Origin of the sequence: Nioella sp. (genome assembly GCF_964229645.1) — a bacterium.
GTDB lineage: Bacteria > Pseudomonadota > Alphaproteobacteria > Rhodobacterales > Rhodobacteraceae > Nioella.
This window is the reverse complement of the sequence record NZ_CAXREX010000241.1, coordinates 25,285-46,975: the sequence shown is the minus strand read 5'-3', so window position 1 is coordinate 46,975 and position 21,691 is coordinate 25,285. Positions and strand designations below refer to the sequence as shown.

Here is a 21,691-nt window from a genome sequence, read left to right as displayed (position 1 = left end):
CCCCCCCCCCCCCCCCCCCCCCCCCCCCCCCCCCCCCCCCCCCCCCCCCCCCCGGGTCGGCGCCGAAGGCGGCGAACCGTTCGGGTCTTCCCTTTCGGCCGGTCCGGCGCTTTCTTATGCCCATGTCCTTTGCCGCCTTGTCCCGCAGCATATCGGCCTGCCACCTCTGCGCAGAGCGCTTCGCCGCGACCCACACCGGCCATGCGCCACGGCCCGTGCAATGGTTCCAGCCTGGTGCGCGTATCCTGGTGGCCGGGCAGGCGCCGGGCCTTCGGGTGCACCAGTCGGGCAAGCCCTTCACCGACCGCTCAGGGGATCGGTTGCGCATGTGGATGGGTGTAGACGAAGACACGTTCTACGACCGCGCCCGCGTGGCTATCGTGCCCATGGCTTTTTGCTTTCCCGGCTATGACGCCAAGGGGGGCGATCTGCCTCCCCCGCCGATCTGCGCAAGGACCTGGCGCTCTGCGGTGTTGGAGACCCTTCCGGGGATCAAGCTCACCCTTCTCGTGGGGGCCCATGCACAGCGCTGGCACCTCGGCGGGCACGCGCCGGTCACCGAGCGCGTCCGCGCATGGCGCGACTATGCGCCCATGGTCTTTCCCTTGCCTCATCCGTCCTGGCGCAATACCGCATGGCTGAAGAAGAACCCGTGGTTCGAGGCTGACCTCCTGCCCGCTTTGCGAAGACGTCTGACCGAGGTGCTGGACACATGACCGAGATGACCCCGCTCGATGCGGCCCATGCTGCGATGGAGGCCGCGCCCCAGGACGATGCAGTGCGCCTGCGGTTCTACGAGCGCCTGGCCGACAGCGAGCTTTTTCTCGCCCTTGAGGGGGAACCGGGGGGCGACCAGATCACGCCACGCATCTTTCCGGTCGAGGATCAGAGCTTCGTTCTGGTGTTCGACAGCGAGGAGCGGTTGGCAGACTTCGCGGAAGGCACGGCGCCCTACGCCGTTCTGTCGGGACGGGGGCTTGCCGCCATGCTGTCCAGCCAGGGGATAGGCCTTGCGGTCAACCCTGGCGCGCCCTCTTCGATCCTGATCCCGGCAGAGGCCGTCGACTGGTTGGCTGACACGCTTTCGGAGGCGCCGGAGGAAGTGGAGGAAACCCCCGAGGCAATCGCGCCTCCGTCCGGATTGCCAGAGGCACTGATCACGGCCCTGGATACCAAGCTGGCCACCGCGGGCGGCCTGGCACGCCTGGCCTACCTCTCGGCGGTGACCTATGCGGGCGGTAGAAAATCCCACTTGCTGGCCTTCGTCGATCCGGTTCCCGGCGCAGAGTCGGCACTTGCCCGCGCGGCAGGCGAGGCGCTGACCTTCTCGGGCATCGAGGCAGGCGTCATGGATGTGGGCTTCTTCCGGGCATCAGACCCTGTCTGCGCCAAGCTTGCAAAGACAGGTCTGCGATTCGACCTGCCGGAACCCGCGAAAGCCGACCATGTGCCGGGCAGTGCCCCCGGGATGGACCCGGACATGCCCCCGAAACTGCGCTGACATCCAACCGGTTTCGCCGCTCAAGGCGCATACACCCACATGGCCCGTGCACGGGCGGCACCCCGTCTTAGTATCCGGCGGAGCGATCCACGAGATGTAGCAGCGGCTCGCCGGCTTCGTTGCGACGGATGTTTTCCGCCACGACCTCCGACGCGGTCCCGGGGCGGGTTTCCGACGCGATATGCGGGGTGACGGTCACGCCCGGATGCGTCCAGAACGGATGGGCCTCCGGCAGCGGCTCGATCCGGAAGACATCCAGCGTGGCATGGGCCACCTGCCCGGTATCGAGGGCCGACAACAATGCGCTGTCGTCGATCAGCGGGCCGCGACCAGGGTTGATGATGAAGGCCCCGCGCGGCAGCAAGGCCAGCGTTCTGGCATTCAGGGTGTTCTCGGTCGCGGGCGTGTTGGGGAGCAGCAAAACCACGATCTCGGCGGTCGACAGGCAGGTGTCCAGACCCGTGGCCCCATGAAAGCAGGTCACGCCTGGCACGGATTTCGGGCTTCGGCTCCAGCCCGTGACGTTGAAGCCAAGCGCCAGAAGTGCCTCGGCGCAGGCGCTCCCTAGCGCCCCCATTCCCAGGATTGCCACCGTGCGATCCCTTGCGAGCGGAGGCACCGTCGGGGCCCAGATCCCGGGTGCCCCCTTGATATGCGCGTCCATCCCCAGATGGTGCCGTAACACGTGGCCAGTGACCCACTCCCGCATCCCTTCGCGCAGGCCCGCATCCACCATACGCGTCAGCGGAACCTTCAAGGTGGGATTGCCCACGATGGTTTCGACCCCCGCCCAAAGGCTCAGCACAGCCTTGAGCCGGGGAAAGTCCGAAAAGTCCTGCACGTCGCTGTTGGGGGCATAGACGATGTAATCGACCTCTTCGGGCGGTGCCTTGGTCACCAGTCGGAAGGGGCCGACCCCGCTCGCTTCGAGGGCGCGCTTCAGAGGGGTTTCGTACATCGGCCAGCGTTCGGGCCGGGCGGCAAAGAGGATCGTCAGCATTCAGGAAGTCCTTCAGCGGGGGCGATGGATATGGGCCGATTGCACGAGGCCGAACGCGACCATCAGAACCAGCATGGCCGAGCCACCGTAACTGACCAATGGCAACGGAACGCCCACCACGGGGGCCAGCCCCATGACCATCGCCATGTTGATCGCAAAGTAAAGGAAGAAGGTCACAGCGACCCCGAGCGTCACAAGTGAAGCGAAACGATCCTTGGTCTGCATCGCCGTGACGACGCAAAACAGCAGGATCAGCAGGTATAGCCCCAGAAGAGAGATAGCCCCGATGAAGCCGAACTCTTCGGCCAGTGTCGTGAAGATGAAGTCGGTGTGCTTCTCGGGCAGGAAGTTCAGGCTCGACTGGGTGCCTTGCATGAAACCGCGCCCGGTCCAGCCGCCCGAGCCAAGAGCGATCTGGCTCTGGGTGATGTGATATCCCGCGCCAAGCGGGTCCGAGGACGGATCAAGGAAGGTGTCGATGCGCCGGTACTGGTAGTCCTGCAACAGCTGCCAGGGCGTCCCGCGAGAGGTGAAAACCGCCGTCACCACGCCGCCCCCCGCTGCGATCACGGCGGCGAAATAGGCCCAGTGAACCCCGGCCAGGAACATGACGGCCCCGCCCCCGATCAGCAGCAGCAGCGCGGTGCCAAGGTCGGGCTGGATGAAGGTCAGGAAGGTCGGCACCAGGATCATCGCAACCGGGATTGCAACATAAAGCGGGTGCGAAACTTTGCGGATATCCAGCCAGTCGTAATAGGCGGCCAGCAGCATGACCAGGGTGATCTTGGTCAACTCCGAAGGCTGCAGCCGCATGAAGCCAAGGTCGATCCAGCGCTGTGCACCCATCCCGACAGAGCCGAAAAACTCCACCACAAGAAGCAGGACAAGCGACAGGCCGTAGGCGACCGCCGAGACGTTGCGCCAGAACCAGATCGGGGTGAAGGCCACGATCAGCATGGCGAAGAAACCGAGGGTAAAACGCTGCATCTGCGGCGCCGCCCAGGGCCGCATGGACCCGCCCGCAACCGAATAGAGCATCAGGAAGCCCACGCAGGCCACGCTGGTCACCAGCAAGATCAGGGCCCAGTTCATGTGGAGAACCTTACGCAGGCCGGTCGGCGTGGCCTTCTGGGTGTATTCCAGGAAACTCATGCTCTGATCCGCCCTGTCTGCTCGTCGTCCTCGGGGGCCAGAAGCTGCATGGTGTCATGCATTTCCTCGATGTCGCGGCGTTGGCCAACCGGGTAGGCCTCCAAAGGCGGGACCTCGCCATACATGGCGCGCAACAGGATATCGCGGGCAATCGGGGCGGCCACGGCGGACCCGCCACCACCATGTTCAACCACGACACTGACCGCATAGCGCGGGTTGTCGGCGGGGGCATAGCCGACGAAGAGCGCGTGGTCGCGCCGTTCCCAGGGCAGGTCTTCGTTACGTGTCACGCCGGATTCGCGTTCGGCCGCCGTGATGTTGCGGACCTGACTGGTGCCGGTCTTGCCTGCGATCTCGTAGCCTTCCTCGATCGACCGTGCCCCGAAGGCCGTGCCACGGCGGAAGTTTGTCACGTTCCACATCCCCTGACGGATCACGGCAAGGTGGTCCGCTGAAATCGCAATGTCTTCGAAGTCCCGCTGGCGTTGATCGACGCCGTTGATCGTGCGCACGAGCTGCGGCTGGATCATGCGCCCGGACGCAAGCCGGCTGGTCATGACGGCCAGCTGCAGCGGGGAGTTCAGCACGTAGCCCTGACCGATCGAGGCGTTGAGCGTGTCGCCAACCACCCAGTCCGCGCCGCGGTTTTCGCGCTTCCATTCGCGGGTGGGGATGAGCCCCTCTGAAACGCCGGACAAGGGCAGCTCGTGCCGCTCGCCAAGACCGAACCGGCGGGCCATGGCGGCAATCGCCTCGATCCCGACCCTCTGGGCCAGATCGTAGTAATAGACGTCGCAGGACTCGGCGATGCCATCGACCATATCCATCCGCCCATGCCCACCCCGACGCCAGCAGTGGAAACGCCGGGTGCCCAGTTCGACGAAGCCGTTGCAGGTAATGGTTTCATCGGCTTCGATCACCCCTGCCTCCAATCCGGCCAGCGCGGTGATCATCTTGAAAGTCGATCCGGGTGGGTAGAGCCCCTGCACGGTCTTGCTGGCAAGCGGGCGGTAGGGGTCGTCGGTCAGGCTGCCATAGTCCGCGACCGAGATACCCCTCACGAACAGGTTGGGGTCGAAAGAGGGCGCAGAGGCCAGCGCCAGCACTTCGCCCGTCTCGATCTCCATCACGACCGCCGAGGCGCTCTCCCCCGCAAGGCGCGCCTGCGTGTAGTTCTGCAACCCGGTGTCGATGGTCAGTTGCACGTCATCGCCGGGCTCGGGCTCTTCGCGGTCAAGTTCGCGCATCACCCGGCCCGCGGCGTTGACCTCGACCCACTGGTTGCCAGCTTCCCCGCGCAGCTCTTGCTCCATCCGAGCTTCGACGGCGTAACGGCCAACCTGGAAGTCGGGGGTTTGCAGAACCGGGTCGGTGTCGCCGGTCGATTCAAGGTAGTAGTCCGAAACCGGACCCACATAGCCCACAACATGGGCGAAGTCCGCGCCAAGCGGGTAGACCCGGGAAAGGCCCACCTCGGGGGTGATGCCGGGCAGGGCAGGGGCATTCACGGCGACCGAGGAAAACTCTTCCCAGCTCAGCCGGTCGGCAATCGTGACACGCACATGCGGCGCGCGGGCCATCATCTCCTCGCGCGCCCGCGCGAGCGCCGCCATGTCGATGTTGATGATCCGCGATAGTCGGTCGAGCACGGCGTCGATATCGTCGACATTCTCGCGCACCATGACGACCGAGTAATTCTGCTCGTTATCGGCCAGGATACGGCCCTGCCGATCATAGATCAGGCCCCGGGCCGGAGGCAGCAACTGGATGTTGATCCTGTTTTCTTCAGCCAGCAGGCGGAAGTCGCTGGCGCGCTCGACCTGAAGGTAGCGCATCCGTGCTGCCAGGATCGCCCCGGTGGTCAGCATCAGCCCGCCCACGACCATGGAGCGTCGCGAAATGCGGCGGGCGCTTTCCTCGGCCTCTTTCTGCGTGCGTTTCATGGCTTGCCGCTCTCCAGGTCGACAGCGGGCAATTTATCCATTCCCAGTATGAATTTCGAGAGGATGACGACGAGCGGGTAGATCACGATCGTGGCAAGCCCCTCCATCAGCGACAGGCCGAGGCTCGGCTGGTCGGCAACCAACACCCACAGGATCACCCGCTGGCACATGACCATGGCAAGGATCGTTCCGGCTACAACCGCCCATTCAAAGAGAAATGGGGTCTCTGCAATCCCTGTGCGGCGGTTGCGAAGGGTCTCGGTCGCGACCACGGCCAACCCTGTCCAAAGCCCCGGCGGGCGTTGCAGCAGAAAATCGCTCAAAAGGAAGAGGAAAAGGATCGCCCAAAGTGGAACGGAGCCGGGCTGGCGCAAGATCCAGGCCAGAGTGACACAGAGGATGAAATCGGGTCCGGGCAGGCCGGGAGTGCCGGTTTCCAGCGGCAGGATGCGGAAGAAGATCACGGACAGGCCGAAAAGCAGGTAGACCGTCCGGAAGCCCCAGAGGCGACGCTGAAACTCGTCACCCATCTGTGGCCTCCGCCTCAACGGCCAGTTCCTCGGCCTCCTCCAGCGTGGGTTGGGTCAGGTCGTCCGATGGCAGCGGCCAGGGCGGCCCGATCAACCCGCCGGGGTCCGACAGCGACGACCCGGGATGGCTGCGCATGACACGCAGGAAGTTCAGGCGCGAGAAGTCGGCCGATGGCCGCGCGCGCAGGCGCCCATCACGGTCAACGACAACGTGGCCAATCAACAGGCCGGGCGGAAAGACACCGCCATCGCCCGATGTGATGATCCGGTCTCCGGGAGAGATATCTTCGGGCTGTTCGAGAAACTCCAGCAGCGGCTGCCCGCTGTTGTCGCCCATCAGCAGCGCCTGCTGATTTGACGGCATCACCGTCACCGGGATGCGGCTGGCAGCATCGGTCAGCAGCAGAACCCGCGAAGTGTTGCGCGAAACACCCGATATGCGCCCCACCACGCCAAGCCCGTCCATCGTCGCCCATCCGTCTAGGATTCCGTCTCGCTCACCGACATTGAGCAGGACGGACCGCCGGAAGGGGCTGCCGCTATCGGCCAGCACAAGGCCGGTGACGAAGGTCAGTTCCGGGTCGAGCTGCACCCGGTTCAGGTCGAGCAGCCGGGCGTTTTCCTGCTCCAGTTGCAGTGCGGCTTCGCGCCAGGCGCGCATCTGCTGCAACTCGCGCCGCAGTTCCTCGTTTTGCTGGTAGAGGCGGGTATAGGACTGGAAGTCGTCGATCATCCGTCCCGCGGCAGTCACCGGGGCCATGACCCATTCAAGATTGGGCACGATGCGGTCGGTAATGGCGCCGCGCAGCCGTTCCACGCGCGGGTTGTCGATGCGCCAGATCAGGACCAGGACGGCAAGACATAGCAGAAGCACCGCCAGCAGCAGGCGCCGGACGGGTCGGATATGGCTGCTGTCTGCGCGCTCTTTGGCCATTCAGTCCTTCGGGTCGGGCCGCGCGAGGGCGGCCGGTCAGCTTTCGTAGTCGATTGCGTGACGCAGGAGGTTTTCGTATTCGAGCGCCTTGCCGGTGCCGAGCGCCACGCAGTTGAGGCTTTCATCGGCGACAGAAATCGCCAGCCCGGTCTGTTCGCGCAGCGCCAGGTCAAGTTCACCCAGAAGCGCGCCGCCCCCGGTCAGCATTACGCCACGATCGACGATATCCGCCGCCAGGTCGGGCGGGGTCGCTTCCAGCGCGCCCATGACCGCCTCGCAGATCTGCTGCACGGGTTCGGCCAGTGCCTCGGCCACCTGGGCCTGGCTGATCTCGGTTTCCTTGGGAACGCCGTTCAACAGGTCGCGCCCCCGGATCTGCATCGACGCGCCGCGTCCGTCATCGGGCATGCGCGCAGTGCCGATCGACGTCTTGATGCGCTCTGCCGTGGCTTCCCCGATCAGAAGGTTCTGCTGGCGGCGCAGGTAGCTGATGATTGCTTCGTCCATGCGGTCACCCCCGACGCGGACCGAGCGGGCATAGACAATGTCGGCCAGCGACAGAACCGCCACTTCGGTCGTCCCGCCGCCGATATCCACGACCATCGACCCGGTCGGGTCGGTGATGGGCATGCCTGCCCCGATGGCTGCGGCAATGGGTTCTGCGATCAGCCCCGCCTTGCGGGCCCCTGCCGACAGAACCGACTGGCGAATGGCCCGCTTTTCCACCGGGGTCGCGCCATGGGGCACGCAGACGATGATCTTGGGCTTGGTGAACGTAGTGCGCTTGTGGACCTTGCGGATGAAGTGCTTGATCATCTCTTCGGCCACGTCGAAGTCGGCGATCACCCCTTCGCGCATCGGCCGGATGGCCTGGATGCTGCCCGGTGTCCGGCCAAGCATCAGCTTGGCGTCCTCGCCAAAGGCCAGAGCCTTCTTGACCCCGTCCTTGACCTGGTAGGCCACCACCGAGGGTTCGTTGAGGATCACGCCCTTGCCCTTGACGTAGACCAGCGTGTTCGCGGTGCCCAGGTCGATGGCCATGTCCGCTGAAAAAAGGCTGCCAAAAAGTCCGGCCATTTCGGGGTGAATCCTGCTCTGGTGCGTTTCGTGTCCATTGTCGCGTTCGCGGGGCAGGGACTCAGGGCCCGTCAGCCGCGCTGAACGCATCGCATATAGTCAGTGGCAGGGTCTTAGGTAAAGCCTTGGCGGCGAAGAAATCAGCGCATTTTCGCCAGTTGTCGATTGCGGAAGCGGGGTTCGCGACCGGGCAATAGTCAGTCGTCATGGCGAAAAAGGTTTAGTTTGCACACTGGATCGCGCTAGAGGAACGAAGGTGAGCGTTTTTGTAACAGTATCAGGGTCTGTGGAGTGGCGAGTTTAGGGACGCATGGGAATGCGGCCGCTTCGACCGGGGCCCGCTATGGCGGCATCGACCTGGCAAGGTTGGTGCTGGCCTTGTGCGTTGTGCTTGCCCATTGCGCCACGTTCCAGGCAGTCGGAGACTGGGCACATTTCTTTTTCAACAATGGCCTGGCACGGATCATCGTGCCCTTCTTCCTGCTGACCACCGGCTATTTCTTCGAACGCCAGATGCGGGCGGGCCTTGCGCCCTGGTTGTGGCGGGTGGGACATATCTACCTGGCCTGGACGCTGATTTATCTGCCTTTCCTGCTATTCTACCAGGCCGTCACACCCTACCGGATCGCTCTGACGCTGTTCTTTGGCTTCTTTCACCTGTGGTATCTGCCCGCCCTGTTGGGTGGCATGGCACTGCTTTACGTGATGCGCAATCTGCGGGACGGGGTCTTGTTCTGGGCTGCGTTTGCGCTCTTCCTCGTCGGCTCTGCCCTGCAATACGCGGAAAACCTGTTGCTCGACCTCAATGCCTTCGACAGCCCTTACGACCTGCTGGTTCTGACCCGGAATTTCCTGTTCTACGGCTTTCCCTATCTGGCGCTCGGCCTGCTGATCCGGCGGCGAGAGCCCTTGGTAGGCCAGCCCGCACTGGTCAGGCTGGCCGTCCTTGCGGCGGGCTTCCTGTTTCTCGGGGGGGAATGCTTTCTGGAATTCAGACTGTTCGACCCCAATGGTTTTTTTGACCTGACGGTTTCTGCCTTTGTGCTGACGCCTGTCCTGTTCATTGCCGTACGCGATCTGCCGTTGGTGCTGCCAGGGTTTGATCCGCGCAAGCTGTCGATGGTCGTCTACCTAAGTCACCCGCTTTACCTGTTGCCCTTGCGGGAACTGACCGGGGCAGGGCCGCTGGCGCTGACGGTCATGACGCTCGCTGTAACGCTGCTGCTTGCGCCTGCGTGGTTATGGGTGGCGCGTCGCCTGCCGATCCTTCCCTGAAAAAGAAACCGGCGCCGCAAGACGCGCCGCCGGGTCCAATCCGTTGATCTGTCAGGGCTGCTCAGGACACGTCCTTGTAGGACACTTCCCGCGTATCGCCGCCCGATCCAAGCTTCTCGCGCCGCACGATCAGGCGGTTGAGCGCGTTGACATAGGCTTTCACGCTGGCAACGACCGTATCGGTATCGGCCGACTGACCCGTCGCGATGCGGCCATCTTCTTCGACGCGCACGGTCACGGTGGCCTGGGCATCCATGCCCTCGGTTACCGCGTGCACCTGGTAGAGTTGCAGGACGGCCTCGTTGGGATAAAGCGCCTTGACCGCGTTGAACGCCGCATCGACGGGCCCGTCGCCCTGCGCCGTGGCCTGCTTGTCCTTGTCACCCACGCGCAGCGTGATGTCGGCGGACTGGGGCGCCTCGGTGCCGCAGATCACGCGCAGGAACTTCAGCTCCAGGTGGTCCTCGGTGCCCGCAGCGGCGGCATCGGTGACCAGCGCGATCAGATCGTCGTCGAAGACCTCCTTCTTGCGGTCGGCCAGTGCCTTGAAGCGCACGAAGAGATCGTTGAGCTGGTTGTCGACCATGTCGAAGCCCAGGTCCTTGAGCTTGGCGCGCAGCGCCGCGCGACCTGAATGCTTGCCCAGGGGCAGCGAGGTGCCCGCAAGGCCCACATCCTCGGGCCGCATGATCTCGAACGTATCGGCGCTCTTCAGCATGCCGTCCTGGTGGATACCGCTTTCATGGGCGAAAGCGTTCTTGCCGACGATGGCCTTGTTGGGTTGGACGGCGAAACCCGACACGGTCGAGACCCGACGAGAGAGGTGCATGATCTGGCGGGTGTCGATATTGGTGTGCCACGGCATGATGTCGTTGCGCACCTTCAGCGCCATCACGACCTCTTCCAGCGCGGTGTTGCCCGCGCGTTCTCCAAGACCGTTGATCGTGCATTCGATCTGTCGTGCGCCGCCCGCGACAGCGGCCAGCGCGTTCGCGGTCGCCATGCCAAGGTCATTGTGGCAATGGGTGGCGAAGATCACCTCGTCGGCACCCGGAACCTCGGCAATCAAGCGGCGGATCAGGTCGGCCGATTCCGCGGGCGCGGTGTAGCCCACGGTGTCGGGGATGTTGATCGTGGTGGCACCCGCCTTGATCGCGATTTCAACCACGCGGCGCAGGTAGTCCCATTCCGTCCGGGTTGCATCCATCGGCGACCACTGCACGTTGTCACACAGGTTACGGGCGTGGGTCACCGTGTCATGAATGCGCTCGGCCATTTCGTCCATGGTCAGGTTCGGAATGGCGCGGTGCTGCGGCGAGGTGCCGATAAAGGTATGGATGCGCGGGGAAACGGCATGTTTCACGGCCTCAAAGCAGCGGTCGATATCCTTGTAATTCGCCCGCGCAAGGCCACAGATCGTGGCGTTCTTCGCCAGTTTGGCAATCTCGGACACGGCGGCGAAATCACCTTCCGACGCAATGGGAAAGCCTGCTTCGATGATGTCGACGCCCATCTCGTCCAGAAGGGCCGCGATCTCCAGCTTCTCGTCGTGGCTCATGGTGGCGCCGGGGCTCTGCTCGCCGTCGCGCAAGGTGGTGTCGAAGATCAGAACGCGATCTTTGTCGATGGTCATGGGATGCAATCCTTGGTCTTAGCCTGAGTTGTGGTGCTGTGGTCTTCGGCGCTGGTTCCCCCCTGAGCGGTCGCGCCGACAGGCACGCTCAGAGGCGGCTAAGGAGAAGAAGAAGAGCGCACGGGATCAGCCCGCCCGAGGGGGCGGTCATGGTCCGGGTATGCGTGTGCGTCGTCATGGGGCGCATATTACGTGCGGGAAACGGGATGGAAACCCCCTTTTTGCCTATGTCAGCCCCAGTTCCGCATCCGACGCGATGCGGTCGTATTTGTCCTTGGGGGGCATCGGGCGGTCCGGCCAGTCGGGTGTGAAGGCAAAGCTCGACACCTGCCGACCCTCGGGCAGCGCGCCGTTTCCGGCCCCGATGGCGTAGTCGTAGTAGAGTTTCACGATCTCGTCGTAGCACACCTGCTGCGCGGCGGGGTGGGCGAGGCTGGCCTCTCGCCAGCGGCGAACGCGGGCGAAGCGGGGCTCATCGGGGATTTCGAAGCCTTCGTAATACTCAAGAAACCAGAAGCGCATCATCATCGGGGTGAAGACCAGTTCGGCCAGCCCGAAATCCTCGAACAGCCACAGCCCGCCGGGATTGTGATGGTCGAGAAAATCCGACAGCCACGCGTAGTGATCCAGCATCTTGGCCCGGAAATCCTCGGTCTTCGCCCGGTCGCGGTTCATCACCATCATGTAGCCGGTCATGGTGAAAGGCCCTTCGCGGGTGATCATCATGCGCTCTGTCGCGCGCTCGAAGGGGTCGGTCCGCGCCACAGGGGTGGCTGCAAACCGTTCCTCGACATAGCGCATGATGACGAGGCTTTCTTTCAGGATCCGCCCGTCCTCGGTTTCCAGAACCGGCAAGGCTGTTGTGCCCCGGGTCTTGGCCAGAAGCGCGGGGTCACGCGGTTTGGTGATATCGACGACGCGGAATTCCACGCTGTCGCGAAGGCCCTTCAACTCCAGCAAGATCTCGATACGTTGCGAAAAGGGGCAAACGGGGATGTGATAGATAATGGGTTTGGTCATGGAATGCGGTCCTGTTGGCTTTCGCTTAACTTGGGCCGCTTTCGAGCATTTGACCAGTGCGGGGGGCGTATTAGCTCCCACCCTATGACGCAGGAACGCTCTCTTATCATCGGTGCCTCGGGTGGTATCGGCGCAGCCCTTTGCGAAGTGCTGGCGTCGCGTGGCGAGGTCGTTGGCCTGTCACGCAGCGGGACCGGGCTCGACCTGACGGACGAGGCCAGCATTGCAAACCTCTTGGGGGCGCAACTGGGCACGTTCGACCGCATCATCGTGGCAACCGGGGCGCTTCAGATAAACGGGGCAGAGCCCGAGAAGACCCTGCGCGCGCTGGACCCAAGGGCAATGGCCAATCAGTTCGCGCTGAACGCCATAGGCCCGGCCCTGGTGCTGAAACATGCCGTGCCACTGGTGCCGCGCGATCGGCGTTGCGTTCTGGCCGTGCTGTCGGCGCGGGTTGGTTCCATCGGGGACAACCGCCTTGGCGGCTGGATCAGCTACCGCGCGGCCAAGGCGGCGGTGAACCAGGTCGTGCGGACATCTGCCATCGAATACGGTCGCCTGCGCAAGCAGGCGATCCTTGTCTCGCTGCACCCCGGCACCGTGCAGACCAGCCTGACCGGGCCATACCTCGCGCGTCACGGGGCGGTTTCCCCGCAAGTGGCAGCGGAAAACCTGCTCGGCGTCATCGACGGGCTGTCCACGACCGATACGGGCCAGTTCTTCGATTGGGCCGGCAAGGCGGTGCCGTGGTGACCCCGCGCCTCGTTCTGGTTCTGGGAGATCAGCTGACGTCGTCGGTTGCTGCGCTGAAGGCCGCCGACAAGACGCGCGACGTGGTGGTCATGGCCGAGGTCGCCGCGGAAACCCACTATGTCCCGCATCACCCCAAGAAGATCGTGTTCCTCTTTGCCGCTATGCGCAAGTTTGCATTGCGCCTGAAGGCTGAGGGGTGGCGCGTTGCCTACTCGCGGCTGGATGACCCCGAGAATGCCGGGTCCATAGGCGGAGAGTTGCTGCGCCGGGCGGAGGAATTCGGTGCGTCACAGATGTTGGCAACCGAACCCGGAGAGTGGCGTTTGATCGAAGCGCTGAACGCGCATCCTCTGGAGCTGCAGCTGTTGGAGGATGATCGCTTCCTATGTTCACACGCGGAGTTCGACACATGGGCCGAGGGCCGCAAGTCCCTGCGGATGGAATTCTTCTACCGCGAAATGCGCCGCAAGACGGCGCTCCTGATGGACGGGGATCAGCCCGAGGGCGGCCAGTGGAACTTCGATCATGACAATCGCAAAGGCCCGCCCAAGGGGCTGGCGGGTCCTGTGCCGCCCCGGTTCGAACCTGATCCGGTGACGGATGAAGTGCTGGAACTGGTGGAGACCCGGTTCGGAGCGCATTTCGGGGATCTCTACCCCTTCTGGTTTGCAACCGAACCAAGTCAGGCAGAGGCCGCGCTCGACCATTTCATCGCCCACGCCCTGCCGCGTTTCGGTGACTACCAGGATGCGATGGTCAGGGGGCAGGACTTCCTCTTTCACTCGGTGCTGTCGGTCTACATCAATTCAGGGCTTCTTGACCCGCTCACCGTCTGCCGCCGGGCAGAGGCGGCCTACAGGGCAGGGCAGGCGCCGCTGAACGCGGTTGAAGGCTTCATCAGGCAGATCATCGGCTGGCGCGAATTCGTGCGAGGGGTCTATTTCCGCGAAGGGCCGGGCTATGCGGGCCGCAACGCGCTTGGGCATCGACGCAGGCTGCCCGCTCTTTACTGGGGTGGCGACACGGACATGCGCTGCCTGAAAGAGGCAGTCGGGGTGACGCGCCGCGAATCCTATGCCCACCATATCCAGAGGCTGATGGTGACCGGCAATTTCGCCCTTCTGGCGGGCGTCGATCCGCGCGAGGTGCATGAATGGTATCTGGCCGTTTACGCGGATGCCTACGAATGGGTCGAGGCCCCCAACACGGTCGGGATGAGCCAGTTTGCCGATGGCGGTGTCGTGGGATCGAAACCCTACGTGTCTTCGGGCAATTACATCGCGAAGATGTCGGACTACTGCCAAAGCTGCACCTATGGCGTGAAGGTCAAGCGCGGGCCCGATGCCTGCCCCTTCAACCTGCTTTACTGGCACTTCCTGCTGCGCCACCGGACACGTTTTGCCCAGAACCCGCGGATGGGGCAGATCTACCGCACCTGGGATCGCATGGATGAAGATCACCGCGCGGAGGTGCTGGCCGATGCCGAGCGACTGCTCGCCCGTCTCGATGCGGGCGAGGTGGTTTAGCAGGGATTATTCGGAAGCTGCCTCGGCGTCGCCGGTGGCTTCCGCAGGCGGGGCGGGCGTGTCGCCCGTTGCTTCTGCGGGGGTTTCGGCCTCTTCGCCGTCCGTCACCAGGCGGCCTTCTTCCCAGATGCCCTGAACAACGCGGGCCTCGCGATCCTCGGTTGCTGCATAGGTCATCATGCCGGGGCCCTGGCGGGTGCCGTTGACGAAGTTGCCCTGATAGACATCGCCGTTGGCATAGGTCGCCCGGCCCTCGCCATTGATCTCGCCGCCCTGCCACTGGCCGGTATAGGTAAAGCCGTCAGGCATCGTCAGAGTGCCCATGCCCTCGCGCTGTCCGGCGACGAAGCTGCCTTCGTAGACGGTGCCGTCGGCATAGGAGGCAATCCCTTGCCCGTGGCGCAGCCCGTCCTGCCATGCGCCCTCGTATCGGTAGCCATCGGTGTAGGTCATGACACCCTGGCCATGCTGGCGGGCATTCATGAACTGGCCCTCGTAGACAAGCCCGTTGGCATAGCGCGCTACGCCGAAGCCCTGGATCACGCCCTCGACCCATTCGCCGTCATAGGTGGAGCCATCGGCATAGGTGATCAGCCCGCGCCCGTGCGCCAGGTCATTGCGGAACGCGCCTTCGTAGACCGAACCATCGGGATAAGTCACGGTGCCCTGGCCTTCGATCCGCCCGTCGATCCACTGGCCGGTATAGAGATACCCGTCTGCGCCCCGGAATTCGCCCTGCCCATGACGGCGATCATTGGCAAAGGCGCCTTCGTAACGGTCGCCATTGGCATAGCGCACGACGCCCTGGCCCTGGCGCTGGCCGTTGACCAGCTGTCCTTCGTAGACATCGCCATTGGGTTGGGTCAGCACGCCCGTTCCGTTGATCTGGCCGCCTTGCCACTGGCCTTCGTAGACGACGCCATCGGGCATCTCCAGACGCCCCTGGCCCTGGCGCTGCCCGTTCTCGAACTGGCCTTCGTAGAGCGCGCCATCGGGGTAGGTGATGCGTCCCTGGCCCTGTTTCAGCCCGTTCACCCACTGGCCCTCGTAGCGGTAGCCATTGGGGCTGTCCATCGTGCCGGTGCCATGGTGCAGCGCGTTGCGGAAGCCGCCTTCGTAGCGCACGCCGTTCGCGTATAGCGCCACGCCCTGCCCGTTGATCCGGCCTTCGGACCATTCGCCTTCGTAGGTCGATCCATCTGCGAAAGTGATGGTCCCCAGACCTTGCGGCCGGCCTTCGGCGAAGGCCCCCTCGTAGACGGACCCGTCAGGGAAGACCGCGCGGCCCTGGCCGCGGATTTCGCCATCCACCCATTCGCCGGTATACTCGTAGCCATTCGGCAGCCGGTAGGTGCCGGTGCCGTGCTGCACCCCGTTGCGGAAAGTGCCTTCGTAGATACCGCCACCTTCATACTGGTGGATCTCGATCTCGCCTTCGCCCTGTGCCCATGCCGCGCCCGTCAGCAGAATGGCAATGCCGCCTGCCGCGCAGATCCTGCACAGGAAGTTCCGTCCTGCCTGGCCCACCTGATCGCCCCTTTCCGAGGTTTTCCTTCTCCGTCACCCATGCAAACCTAGTGGAGGGTCGTTAACCTCGCAATGTCTTTTCCCCCGGGTGACTTGGCGGCGGGCGGTGATCTGCTAAAAGGCGTCTCCGAATGCAAGGAAGACGAGTCCCCATGTCCGACACTTTCCGAGTTACGCTCGCACAGCTCAATGCCACCGTCGGCGCGCTTTCGGCCAATGCAGACAAGGCGCGCGCGGCCTGGGCCGAGGCGAAATCCGCAGGCGCGGACCTCGTCGTATTCCCCGAGATGTTCATCACCGGCTACCAGTTGCAGGACCTCGTGCGCAAACCTGCCTTCGCTGCGGATGTTCAAAAGACATTGGCCGATCTCGCCCGTGACTGCGCTGATGGCCCCGCGATCGGCATTGGCGGCCCCTGGCCCGGCCCCGACAAGCCCTTCAATGCCTATTTCATCCTCGAAGGCGGCAAGGTGAAGACGCAGGTGCTCAAGCATCACCTGCCCAATTACAACGTCTTCGACGAGAAGCGCTATTACCACGCGGGCGAAATGCAGGGCCCGGTCCAACTGGGTCCGGTGCGGATTGGCTTCCCGATCTGCGAGGACTGCTGGTTCGAGGATGTCTGCGAGACCCTGGCCGAGACCGGGGCCGAGATCCTGATTTCACCCAACGGGTCGCCCTATCACCGGGGCAAGATGAACATCCGCCAGGCGGTGACGGTATCACGCGTGATCGAAACCGGTCTGCCGCTGGCCTACCTGAACCTTACCGGCGCACAGGATGACCAGATTTTCGACGGGGCGAGCTTCGTGCTGAACCCCGGCGGCGCGCTTGCGGTGCAGATGCCGTTCTTCGACGAGGTTCTCACCCATGTCGATTTCACCCGGACGGCCGATGGATGGCGCGCGGTCGAGGGCGAGAAGGCCCACCTGCCCGACGCGTGGGAGGCCGATTATCGCTGCATGGTGGAATCGGTGCGCGATTACCTGGGCAAGACCGGGTTCGGCAAGGTGGTGCTCGGCCTCTCGGGCGGGGTTGATTCCGCCATCGTCGCGGCCATCGCCGCCGATGCGCTCGGGCCCGAGAACGTGCGTTGCGTGATGCTGCCGTCCGAGTATACCTCGACCACTTCGCTGGAAGACGCCGAAGCGGTTGCGCGCAACCTGGGCACACGGCTCGACACGGTTCCGATCAGCGTCCCGCGCGCGGGCGTGACCGAAGCCCTGGCCGCGCTCTTCGAGGGAACGCAGCCGGGCATCGCCGAGGAAAACATCCAAAGCCGCCTGCGCGGCGTGATCCTGATGGCGCTGTCGAACAAGTTCGGGGAAATGCTGCTGACCACGGGCAACAAGTCCGAGGTCGCCGTGGGCTACGCCACGATCTACGGGGACATGGCGGGCGGCTACAACCCGATCAAGGATCTCTCCAAGACCCGCGTATTCGAGACCTGCCGTTGGCGAAACGCCAATCACCGCCCGTGGATGAAGGGCCCCGAGGGCGAGGTCATCCCGCCCCGCGTGATCGACAAGCCGCCAACCGCCGAGCTGCGCGAGAACCAGAAGGACGAGGACAGCCTGCCCCCCTACGAGGTGCTGGACGTGATCCTCGAGATGCTGATCGACAAGGAAGCCTCGGTCGCCGACGTGGTCGCCATGGGCTATGAGCGCGAAACGGTGAAGAAGGTCGAAAGCCTCATCTACATCTCGGAATACAAGCGCTTCCAGTCCGCCCCCGGTGCCCGACTGACCGAGCGCGCCTTCTGGCTCGACCGTCGATACCCGATCGTGAACCGCTGGCGCGACCCGAGCTGATCCCGCCACCCTCCGGCATTGGCCAGAACGAAGTTGCTCATGATCAGCCGTTTTCCGGCACGGACAACGCCCGCGATCCGCGCCGGATCGCGCCCCGGTCGACGCGCAAGGCGCGGCGAAAAACCCGTCGCAATCCGTCCCCGCGGTCGCATTCAGGCCAGACGCAGTTGCCGGGCCGTGGCAGGCGCACGTTTCACCTTTTCTCGCGATGTCACCGACCGATGATCCACGTCCATACCATCCCTGCCGCGTTCTCTCCCGAGGACTGCGCCCGCATCACCGCCATGACCGAAGCCGCGCCCGCCCAGGATGCGGGGCTTGTGCGCAACGCCACCGACCACAACCTGCGCCGGGCCGATCTCGTGTGGCTTGATGATGTGGCCGAGGCCGATTGGGTGATGGACAAGATCATTGCCCTCGTGCGGGACGCCAACCGGCAGGTGTATGGCTACGACCTCACGGATTTCTCCGAATCTGCGCAGGTCGCCCGCTACGGGGCGGACCGCGAAGGCCATTTCGACTGGCATTCGGATATCGGCGACGGGCGACTGGCCTCCAGGCGCAAGCTGACCATGGTGGTTCAGCTGTCCGAGCCCTCTGCCTATACCGGCGGCAAGCTGGAACTCATGCCGGGCGCGGGCACGATTGTCGCCGATTGCGCGCAAGGCACGGCCACGCTCTTTCCCTCTTTCGTGCTGCACCGGGTGACCCCGGTGACCGAGGGCGAGCGCCGCTCGCTCACCATCTGGTGCCACGGTCCTGCTTTCCGCTAGGCGTCGATGATGTTGCGCGGTCCGGCCCCGCGCGCGCCCTTCTCGTCATCGGGATTGTAGAGCGCGCAGCTCTTCAGGCTCAGGCAGCCGCAGCCGATGCAGCCGTCAAGCTTGTCGCGCGTGCGTTGCAGCCGGTCGATCCGCTCGTCCAGCACCGCGCGGAAGCGGCGGCTGATCCGTTCCCAGTCGGCCTTGGTCGGTGTGCGCCCCTCGGGCAGTTTGGCCATTTCCTCGCGGATCTCGGACAGCGAGAACCCAAGTTCCTGCGCGATCTTCACGAAGCTCAACCGCCGGATATCCGATCTGCGGAACTGGCGCTGGCCAGCGGCCGTGCGGATCGGGCGGACCAGCCCTTCGCTTTCGTAATAGCGGATGGCGGATACGGCCATGCCGGTGCGTTCGGCAATTCGACCAATGGGCAGCATGTCGCTGGCACGGCGCATCAGAAAATCCTTGAGCTAAAGTTAACTTGAGGAATTACACCACGTGGACAGTGAGCGAATCAACCCGAAAGGAGACCCGAGATGACTGCCGCTTTCCTGGAACATGTGAACGTAACCGTAAGTGACCCGCGCCAGATGGCCGATCTGCTGGTCGATCTCTTTGGCTGGCGCATCCGCTGGCAGGGCGAGGGCAAGGGGGGCGGCCTGTCTATCCATGTGGGCAATGACGACAGCTATGTCGTGGCCTACAGCCAGGGCGGACAGATGAAAGCCCCCGACCGCTACCGAACGCCGGGAGGGCTCAACCATATCGGCGTGGTCGTCGACGATCTCGACGCGGTCGAAGCGAAGGTCAAGGCCGCAGGCTACAGTCCGCACAATCATGGTGACTACGAACCCGGACGCCGATTCTATTTTGACGGCCCCGACAATATCGAGATCGAGGTGGTCAGCTACGCCTGACCCTTCGCTGGCGGGTCATCTGCTGTTACTCTCCCGTGGCAGGAGGCCCGCCCATGACCAAGGCCCAGAACAAGACCCGCGTCACGGCGATCGATCCGGCCGGCTTCATCGCGTCGATCGATCATCCAACCCGCCGCGCCGATGCGGAAGCGCTCGACCGCCTGTTCCGCCGCGTGACAGGATTCCTGCCGCGGATGTGGGGGCCGACGATGATCGGCTACGGGCAGTATCATTATCGGTATGACAGCGGACGCGAGGGTGACTTCCTGGCCACGGGCTTCAGCCCCCGCAAGGCCAATCTGTCAATTTACATCCTGCCGGGCTACGCGGATATCGGACCGATCCTGTCGCGGCTCGGAAAGCACCACACTGGCAAGTCGTGTCTTTACGTGAATAAGCTGGCCGATATCGACCCCGTCGTGCTGGAGGAACTCATCCGTGCCGGGCTGGAGGATCTTGGGCGGCGCTGGCCCGTCACGCCTGGCTGACGCCCGCCGTCAAATGCTGGCTCATTCCCACCAGGGGTCAATTTCGGCGATGTCGTCATCGGACCAGCCGAAATGGTGCGCCAGTTCATGCACGAGGACATGGCCCACGAGATGCCCGAGGGGAATGTCGCCCCGGTCGGCCCATTCCTCCAGGATCGCGCGCCGAAAGAGCCAGATCACATCCGGCCCCATCGGCTGATCCATCACCGACTTTTCCGTCAGGGGTATGCCCTCGTAGAGCCCGGTCAGCTCGAACGGGTTTTCGAGCTCCAACTCGCTGAGCATCTCGTCGCTGGCGAAATCCTCGATCCGCAATGCCACCTGCATGGCAGCCCGCCGGTAGGGTTCGGGCAGCGTCAGGAGGGCCTGCTCGGCCAGCCGCTCGATAGTGGCAAGATCGGGAGGAGAAAGAAGCGCCCAGTCAGTCATCTGTCCTAGATGGACCCCGCACGCACAAAAGGGAAGCGCAAGTCCGGCAATTTCATTTGCTTGTTTCCCCTTGCCGGAAAGCCTCTGCGCTGAATACTTGCGCCATGACGCCCAAGCTGCTGACCACCCTCAAGACCTACACCCCGGCGCTGTTCCTGGCTGACATGCTGGCAGGGCTCACGGTGGCCATGGTCGCAATCCCCCTGAGTCTGGCCATTGCCATTGCCTCGGGCGCGGATCCCGCCACCGGGCTGATCACGGCGATCGTCGGCGGCTTCCTGATCTCCCTTCTGGGCGGCAGCCGGGTGCAGATCGGCGGGCCGACCGGGGCCTTCATCGTGGTTGTCTTCGGGGTGATCGCCGCACATGGCTATGACGGGCTGGTGCTGGCCACGCTCATGGCGGGCATGATGCTGGTTGTCGCGGGCCTTCTGCGGGCGGGCAGCCTGATTTCCTACATCCCCGAGCCGGTGATCAACGGCTTCACCATCGGGATTGCCGTCATCATCGGCACCAGCCAGTTGAAGGACGCCCTTGGCCTGACCCCGGATCGCCTGCCCGCCGAGTTTATCGGCAAGGTGGAAGCTCTCTGGTCGGTGAGGGACAGTTTCACCCCGGCGGCCTTCGCTATCGCGATTGCCACGATGCTGCTGATCGTTCTTCTCCGGCGGCTCTTCCCGCGCTTTCCGGGCCTGATCGTGGCCGTGGCGGCGACCTCCGGGCTGGTGGCGCTCTTCGATCTGCCCGTTGACACGATCGGGTCGCGCTTCGGGGCGCTGTCCGCGAGCCTGCCGATGCCGCATCTGCCCGAGATCACCTATGCACGGCTGGTCGAGCTTTTGCCCTCGGCCTTCGTCATCGCCTTCCTCGCAGGGGTAGAGTCGCTGTTGTCCGCCATGGTCGCCGACCGGATGATCGGAAGCCGCCACCGATCGAATGCCGAGGTTCTGGCGCAGGGGGCGGCCAATATCGGCTCGGCCCTTTTCGGGGGCTTGCCTGCGACCGGGGCCATCGCGCGCACAGCAACAAACGTGCGCGCCGGGGGCAAGACCCCGGTGGCCGGGTTGGTCCATGCGCTGACGATCCTGGTGGTCATGATGCTGGCGGCCCCGCTGGCGGGTTATCTCGCCATGCCGGCCCTGGCCGGGCTCCTGCTGCTGACCGCCTGGAACATGAGCGAGCCGCAGCATTGGAAGGCCTATCTCGGCCAGCCGCGTCAAGACGTGGTGCTGCTGCTTCTGACGCTGGTTCTGACGGTTCTGACGGATCTGACCATCGCGATCGGGGTGGGCGTGGCCGTCGGGCTTGCGCTGCGGCTGCGACGCCGCAACGTGCCCCCTGCCAACTGGTCCCCGCCCGAGCGCTGACCCATCCGCTTATGGACATTCGCACGCGCTTGTGAAACAGGATCGGG

At 64.2% G+C, this 21,691-nt stretch carries 21 protein-coding genes; 10 read left to right on the top strand and 11 right to left on the bottom strand.

Annotated features, from left to right (window positions below; genetic code table 11):
* Positions 1–116: 116 nt before the first annotated feature.
* Together ACEQXV_RS16320 and ACEQXV_RS16315 are read left to right on the top strand one after the other, a co-directional pair.
* On the top strand, positions 117–716 hold the full coding sequence (locus tag ACEQXV_RS16320; protein WP_370250885.1) for a uracil-DNA glycosylase family protein: 600 nt from the start codon (positions 117–119) through the stop codon (positions 714–716).
* Positions 713–1,501, top strand: coding sequence for an SseB family protein (locus ACEQXV_RS16315; RefSeq protein ID WP_370250886.1), 789 nt, complete (start codon positions 713–715; stop codon positions 1,499–1,501). The genes ACEQXV_RS16320 and ACEQXV_RS16315 overlap by 4 nt, the downstream gene beginning before the upstream one ends.
* A 67-nt stretch (positions 1,502–1,568) precedes the next feature.
* Here ACEQXV_RS16315 and ACEQXV_RS16310 read toward each other — a convergent pair whose 3' ends face one another.
* The 6 genes from ACEQXV_RS16310 to ACEQXV_RS16285 are packed head-to-tail and all read right to left on the bottom strand — an operon-like array spanning position 1,569 to position 8,137.
* A complete protein-coding gene (locus tag ACEQXV_RS16310) occupies positions 1,569–2,501 on the bottom strand; it encodes a 2-hydroxyacid dehydrogenase (RefSeq protein ID WP_370250887.1) in 933 nt (310 codons plus the stop codon).
* Between the two features lie 12 nt (positions 2,502–2,513).
* Positions 2,514–3,653 (bottom strand): rod shape-determining protein RodA, encoded by a 1,140-nt coding sequence (gene rodA, locus ACEQXV_RS16305; protein ID WP_370250888.1) that lies wholly within the window; start codon positions 3,651–3,653, stop codon positions 2,514–2,516.
* The gene (gene mrdA, locus ACEQXV_RS16300) at positions 3,650–5,596 is read right to left on the bottom strand and encodes a penicillin-binding protein 2 (protein ID WP_370270033.1); all 1,947 of its coding nucleotides are present in this window, start codon (positions 5,594–5,596) and stop codon (positions 3,650–3,652) included. Before mrdA ends, rodA begins: the two co-directional genes overlap by 4 nt.
* Positions 5,593–6,126: a rod shape-determining protein MreD gene (locus ACEQXV_RS16295; protein ID WP_370270032.1), complete on the bottom strand. Its 534-nt coding sequence runs from the start codon at positions 6,124–6,126 to the stop codon at positions 5,593–5,595. The genes mrdA and ACEQXV_RS16295 overlap by 4 nt, the downstream gene beginning before the upstream one ends.
* Positions 6,119–7,060, bottom strand: coding sequence for a rod shape-determining protein MreC (mreC, locus tag ACEQXV_RS16290; RefSeq protein WP_370270031.1), 942 nt, complete (start codon positions 7,058–7,060; stop codon positions 6,119–6,121). Before mreC ends, ACEQXV_RS16295 begins: the two co-directional genes overlap by 8 nt.
* A gap of 36 nt (positions 7,061–7,096) precedes the next feature.
* Complete coding sequence (locus ACEQXV_RS16285; protein ID WP_370250892.1) at positions 7,097–8,137, bottom strand: rod shape-determining protein; 1,041 nt, start codon at positions 8,135–8,137, stop codon at positions 7,097–7,099.
* Between the two features lie 291 nt (positions 8,138–8,428).
* Here ACEQXV_RS16285 and ACEQXV_RS16280 point away from each other — a divergent pair, with 291 nt between their 5' ends.
* A complete protein-coding gene (locus ACEQXV_RS16280) occupies positions 8,429–9,412 on the top strand; it encodes an acyltransferase family protein (protein WP_370250893.1) in 984 nt (327 codons plus the stop codon).
* Positions 9,413–9,473: 61 nt separating this feature from the next.
* Here ACEQXV_RS16280 and ACEQXV_RS16275 read toward each other — a convergent pair whose 3' ends face one another.
* Complete coding sequence (locus ACEQXV_RS16275) at positions 9,474–11,045, bottom strand: 2-isopropylmalate synthase (RefSeq protein ID WP_370270029.1); 1,572 nt, start codon at positions 11,043–11,045, stop codon at positions 9,474–9,476.
* Between the two features lie 225 nt (positions 11,046–11,270).
* Positions 11,271–12,065: a glutathione S-transferase family protein gene (locus ACEQXV_RS16270; RefSeq protein ID WP_370270028.1), complete on the bottom strand. Its 795-nt coding sequence runs from the start codon at positions 12,063–12,065 to the stop codon at positions 11,271–11,273.
* Positions 12,066–12,149: 84 nt separating this feature from the next.
* Here ACEQXV_RS16270 and ACEQXV_RS16265 point away from each other — a divergent pair, with 84 nt between their 5' ends.
* Both ACEQXV_RS16265 and ACEQXV_RS16260 read left to right on the top strand, forming a co-directional pair.
* Positions 12,150–12,818 (top strand): SDR family NAD(P)-dependent oxidoreductase, encoded by a 669-nt coding sequence (locus ACEQXV_RS16265; protein WP_370250896.1) that lies wholly within the window; start codon positions 12,150–12,152, stop codon positions 12,816–12,818.
* On the top strand, positions 12,815–14,344 hold the full coding sequence (locus ACEQXV_RS16260) for a cryptochrome/photolyase family protein (RefSeq protein ID WP_370270027.1): 1,530 nt from the start codon (positions 12,815–12,817) through the stop codon (positions 14,342–14,344). Before ACEQXV_RS16265 ends, ACEQXV_RS16260 begins: the two co-directional genes overlap by 4 nt.
* Before the next feature lie 6 nt (positions 14,345–14,350).
* On the opposite strand, the gene ACEQXV_RS16255 is transcribed toward ACEQXV_RS16260, so the two are convergent.
* Positions 14,351–15,871 carry an MORN repeat-containing protein gene (locus ACEQXV_RS16255; RefSeq protein WP_370250898.1) on the bottom strand — a complete coding sequence of 507 codons (1,521 nt, stop codon included), beginning with the start codon at positions 15,869–15,871 and terminating at the stop codon, positions 14,351–14,353.
* A 152-nt stretch (positions 15,872–16,023) separates the two neighbouring features.
* Here ACEQXV_RS16255 and ACEQXV_RS16250 point away from each other — a divergent pair, with 152 nt between their 5' ends.
* Positions 16,024–17,682, top strand: a complete 1,659-nt coding sequence (locus ACEQXV_RS16250; protein ID WP_370270025.1) for an NAD+ synthase — start codon at positions 16,024–16,026, stop codon at positions 17,680–17,682.
* A gap of 221 nt (positions 17,683–17,903) precedes the next feature.
* Positions 17,904–18,455, top strand: coding sequence for a 2OG-Fe(II) oxygenase (locus ACEQXV_RS16245; RefSeq protein ID WP_370250900.1), 552 nt, complete (start codon positions 17,904–17,906; stop codon positions 18,453–18,455).
* Here ACEQXV_RS16245 and soxR read toward each other — a convergent pair.
* Positions 18,452–18,898, bottom strand: coding sequence for a redox-sensitive transcriptional activator SoxR (gene soxR, locus ACEQXV_RS16240; protein WP_370250901.1), 447 nt, complete (start codon positions 18,896–18,898; stop codon positions 18,452–18,454). The genes ACEQXV_RS16245 and soxR overlap by 4 nt on opposite strands.
* A gap of 81 nt (positions 18,899–18,979) precedes the next feature.
* Between soxR and ACEQXV_RS16235 the strand changes: the two genes are divergently transcribed.
* Together ACEQXV_RS16235 and ACEQXV_RS16230 are read left to right on the top strand one after the other, a co-directional pair.
* The gene (locus ACEQXV_RS16235; protein ID WP_370250902.1) at positions 18,980–19,360 is read left to right on the top strand and encodes a VOC family protein; all 381 of its coding nucleotides are present in this window, start codon (positions 18,980–18,982) and stop codon (positions 19,358–19,360) included.
* A 53-nt stretch (positions 19,361–19,413) separates the two neighbouring features.
* A complete protein-coding gene (locus ACEQXV_RS16230; protein ID WP_370250903.1) occupies positions 19,414–19,848 on the top strand; it encodes a DUF1801 domain-containing protein in 435 nt (144 codons plus the stop codon).
* A gap of 21 nt (positions 19,849–19,869) precedes the next feature.
* Here the strand turns inward: ACEQXV_RS16230 and ACEQXV_RS16225 are convergent, their stop codons facing one another.
* Positions 19,870–20,277 carry a metallopeptidase family protein gene (locus tag ACEQXV_RS16225; RefSeq protein WP_370250904.1) on the bottom strand — a complete coding sequence of 136 codons (408 nt, stop codon included), beginning with the start codon at positions 20,275–20,277 and terminating at the stop codon, positions 19,870–19,872.
* Positions 20,278–20,381: 104 nt separating this feature from the next.
* On the opposite strand from ACEQXV_RS16225, the gene ACEQXV_RS16220 reads away from it, so the two are divergent.
* The gene (locus ACEQXV_RS16220; RefSeq protein WP_370250906.1) at positions 20,382–21,644 is read left to right on the top strand and encodes a SulP family inorganic anion transporter; all 1,263 of its coding nucleotides are present in this window, start codon (positions 20,382–20,384) and stop codon (positions 21,642–21,644) included.
* Positions 21,645–21,691 lie beyond the last annotated feature (47 nt).

Excerpts from the sequence above, each read along its gene's own strand:
- ACEQXV_RS16320 (WP_370250885.1), top strand. The coding sequence starts at position 117 with ATGCCCATGTCCTTTGCCGCCTTGTCCCGCAGCATATCGGCCTGCCAC.
- ACEQXV_RS16315 (WP_370250886.1), top strand. The coding sequence starts at position 713 with ATGACCGAGATGACCCCGCTCGATGCGGCCCATGCTGCGATGGAGGCC.
- ACEQXV_RS16310 (WP_370250887.1), bottom strand. The coding sequence starts at position 2,501 with ATGCTGACGATCCTCTTTGCCGCCCGGCCCGAACGCTGGCCGATGTAC.
- rodA (WP_370250888.1), bottom strand. The coding sequence starts at position 3,653 with ATGAGTTTCCTGGAATACACCCAGAAGGCCACGCCGACCGGCCTGCGT.
- mrdA (WP_370270033.1), bottom strand. The coding sequence starts at position 5,596 with ATGAAACGCACGCAGAAAGAGGCCGAGGAAAGCGCCCGCCGCATTTCG.
- ACEQXV_RS16295 (WP_370270032.1), bottom strand. The coding sequence starts at position 6,126 with ATGGGTGACGAGTTTCAGCGTCGCCTCTGGGGCTTCCGGACGGTCTAC.
- mreC (WP_370270031.1), bottom strand. The coding sequence starts at position 7,060 with ATGGCCAAAGAGCGCGCAGACAGCAGCCATATCCGACCCGTCCGGCGC.
- ACEQXV_RS16285 (WP_370250892.1), bottom strand. The coding sequence starts at position 8,137 with ATGGCCGGACTTTTTGGCAGCCTTTTTTCAGCGGACATGGCCATCGAC.
- ACEQXV_RS16275 (WP_370270029.1), bottom strand. The coding sequence starts at position 11,045 with ATGACCATCGACAAAGATCGCGTTCTGATCTTCGACACCACCTTGCGC.
- ACEQXV_RS16270 (WP_370270028.1), bottom strand. The coding sequence starts at position 12,065 with ATGACCAAACCCATTATCTATCACATCCCCGTTTGCCCCTTTTCGCAA.
- ACEQXV_RS16265 (WP_370250896.1), top strand. The coding sequence starts at position 12,150 with ATGACGCAGGAACGCTCTCTTATCATCGGTGCCTCGGGTGGTATCGGC.
- ACEQXV_RS16250 (WP_370270025.1), top strand. The coding sequence starts at position 16,024 with ATGTCCGACACTTTCCGAGTTACGCTCGCACAGCTCAATGCCACCGTC.
- ACEQXV_RS16245 (WP_370250900.1), top strand. The coding sequence starts at position 17,904 with ATGATCCACGTCCATACCATCCCTGCCGCGTTCTCTCCCGAGGACTGC.
- soxR (WP_370250901.1), bottom strand. The coding sequence starts at position 18,898 with ATGCGCCGTGCCAGCGACATGCTGCCCATTGGTCGAATTGCCGAACGC.
- ACEQXV_RS16235 (WP_370250902.1), top strand. The coding sequence starts at position 18,980 with ATGACTGCCGCTTTCCTGGAACATGTGAACGTAACCGTAAGTGACCCG.
- ACEQXV_RS16230 (WP_370250903.1), top strand. The coding sequence starts at position 19,414 with ATGACCAAGGCCCAGAACAAGACCCGCGTCACGGCGATCGATCCGGCC.
- ACEQXV_RS16225 (WP_370250904.1), bottom strand. The coding sequence starts at position 20,277 with ATGACTGACTGGGCGCTTCTTTCTCCTCCCGATCTTGCCACTATCGAG.
- ACEQXV_RS16220 (WP_370250906.1), top strand. The coding sequence starts at position 20,382 with ATGACGCCCAAGCTGCTGACCACCCTCAAGACCTACACCCCGGCGCTG.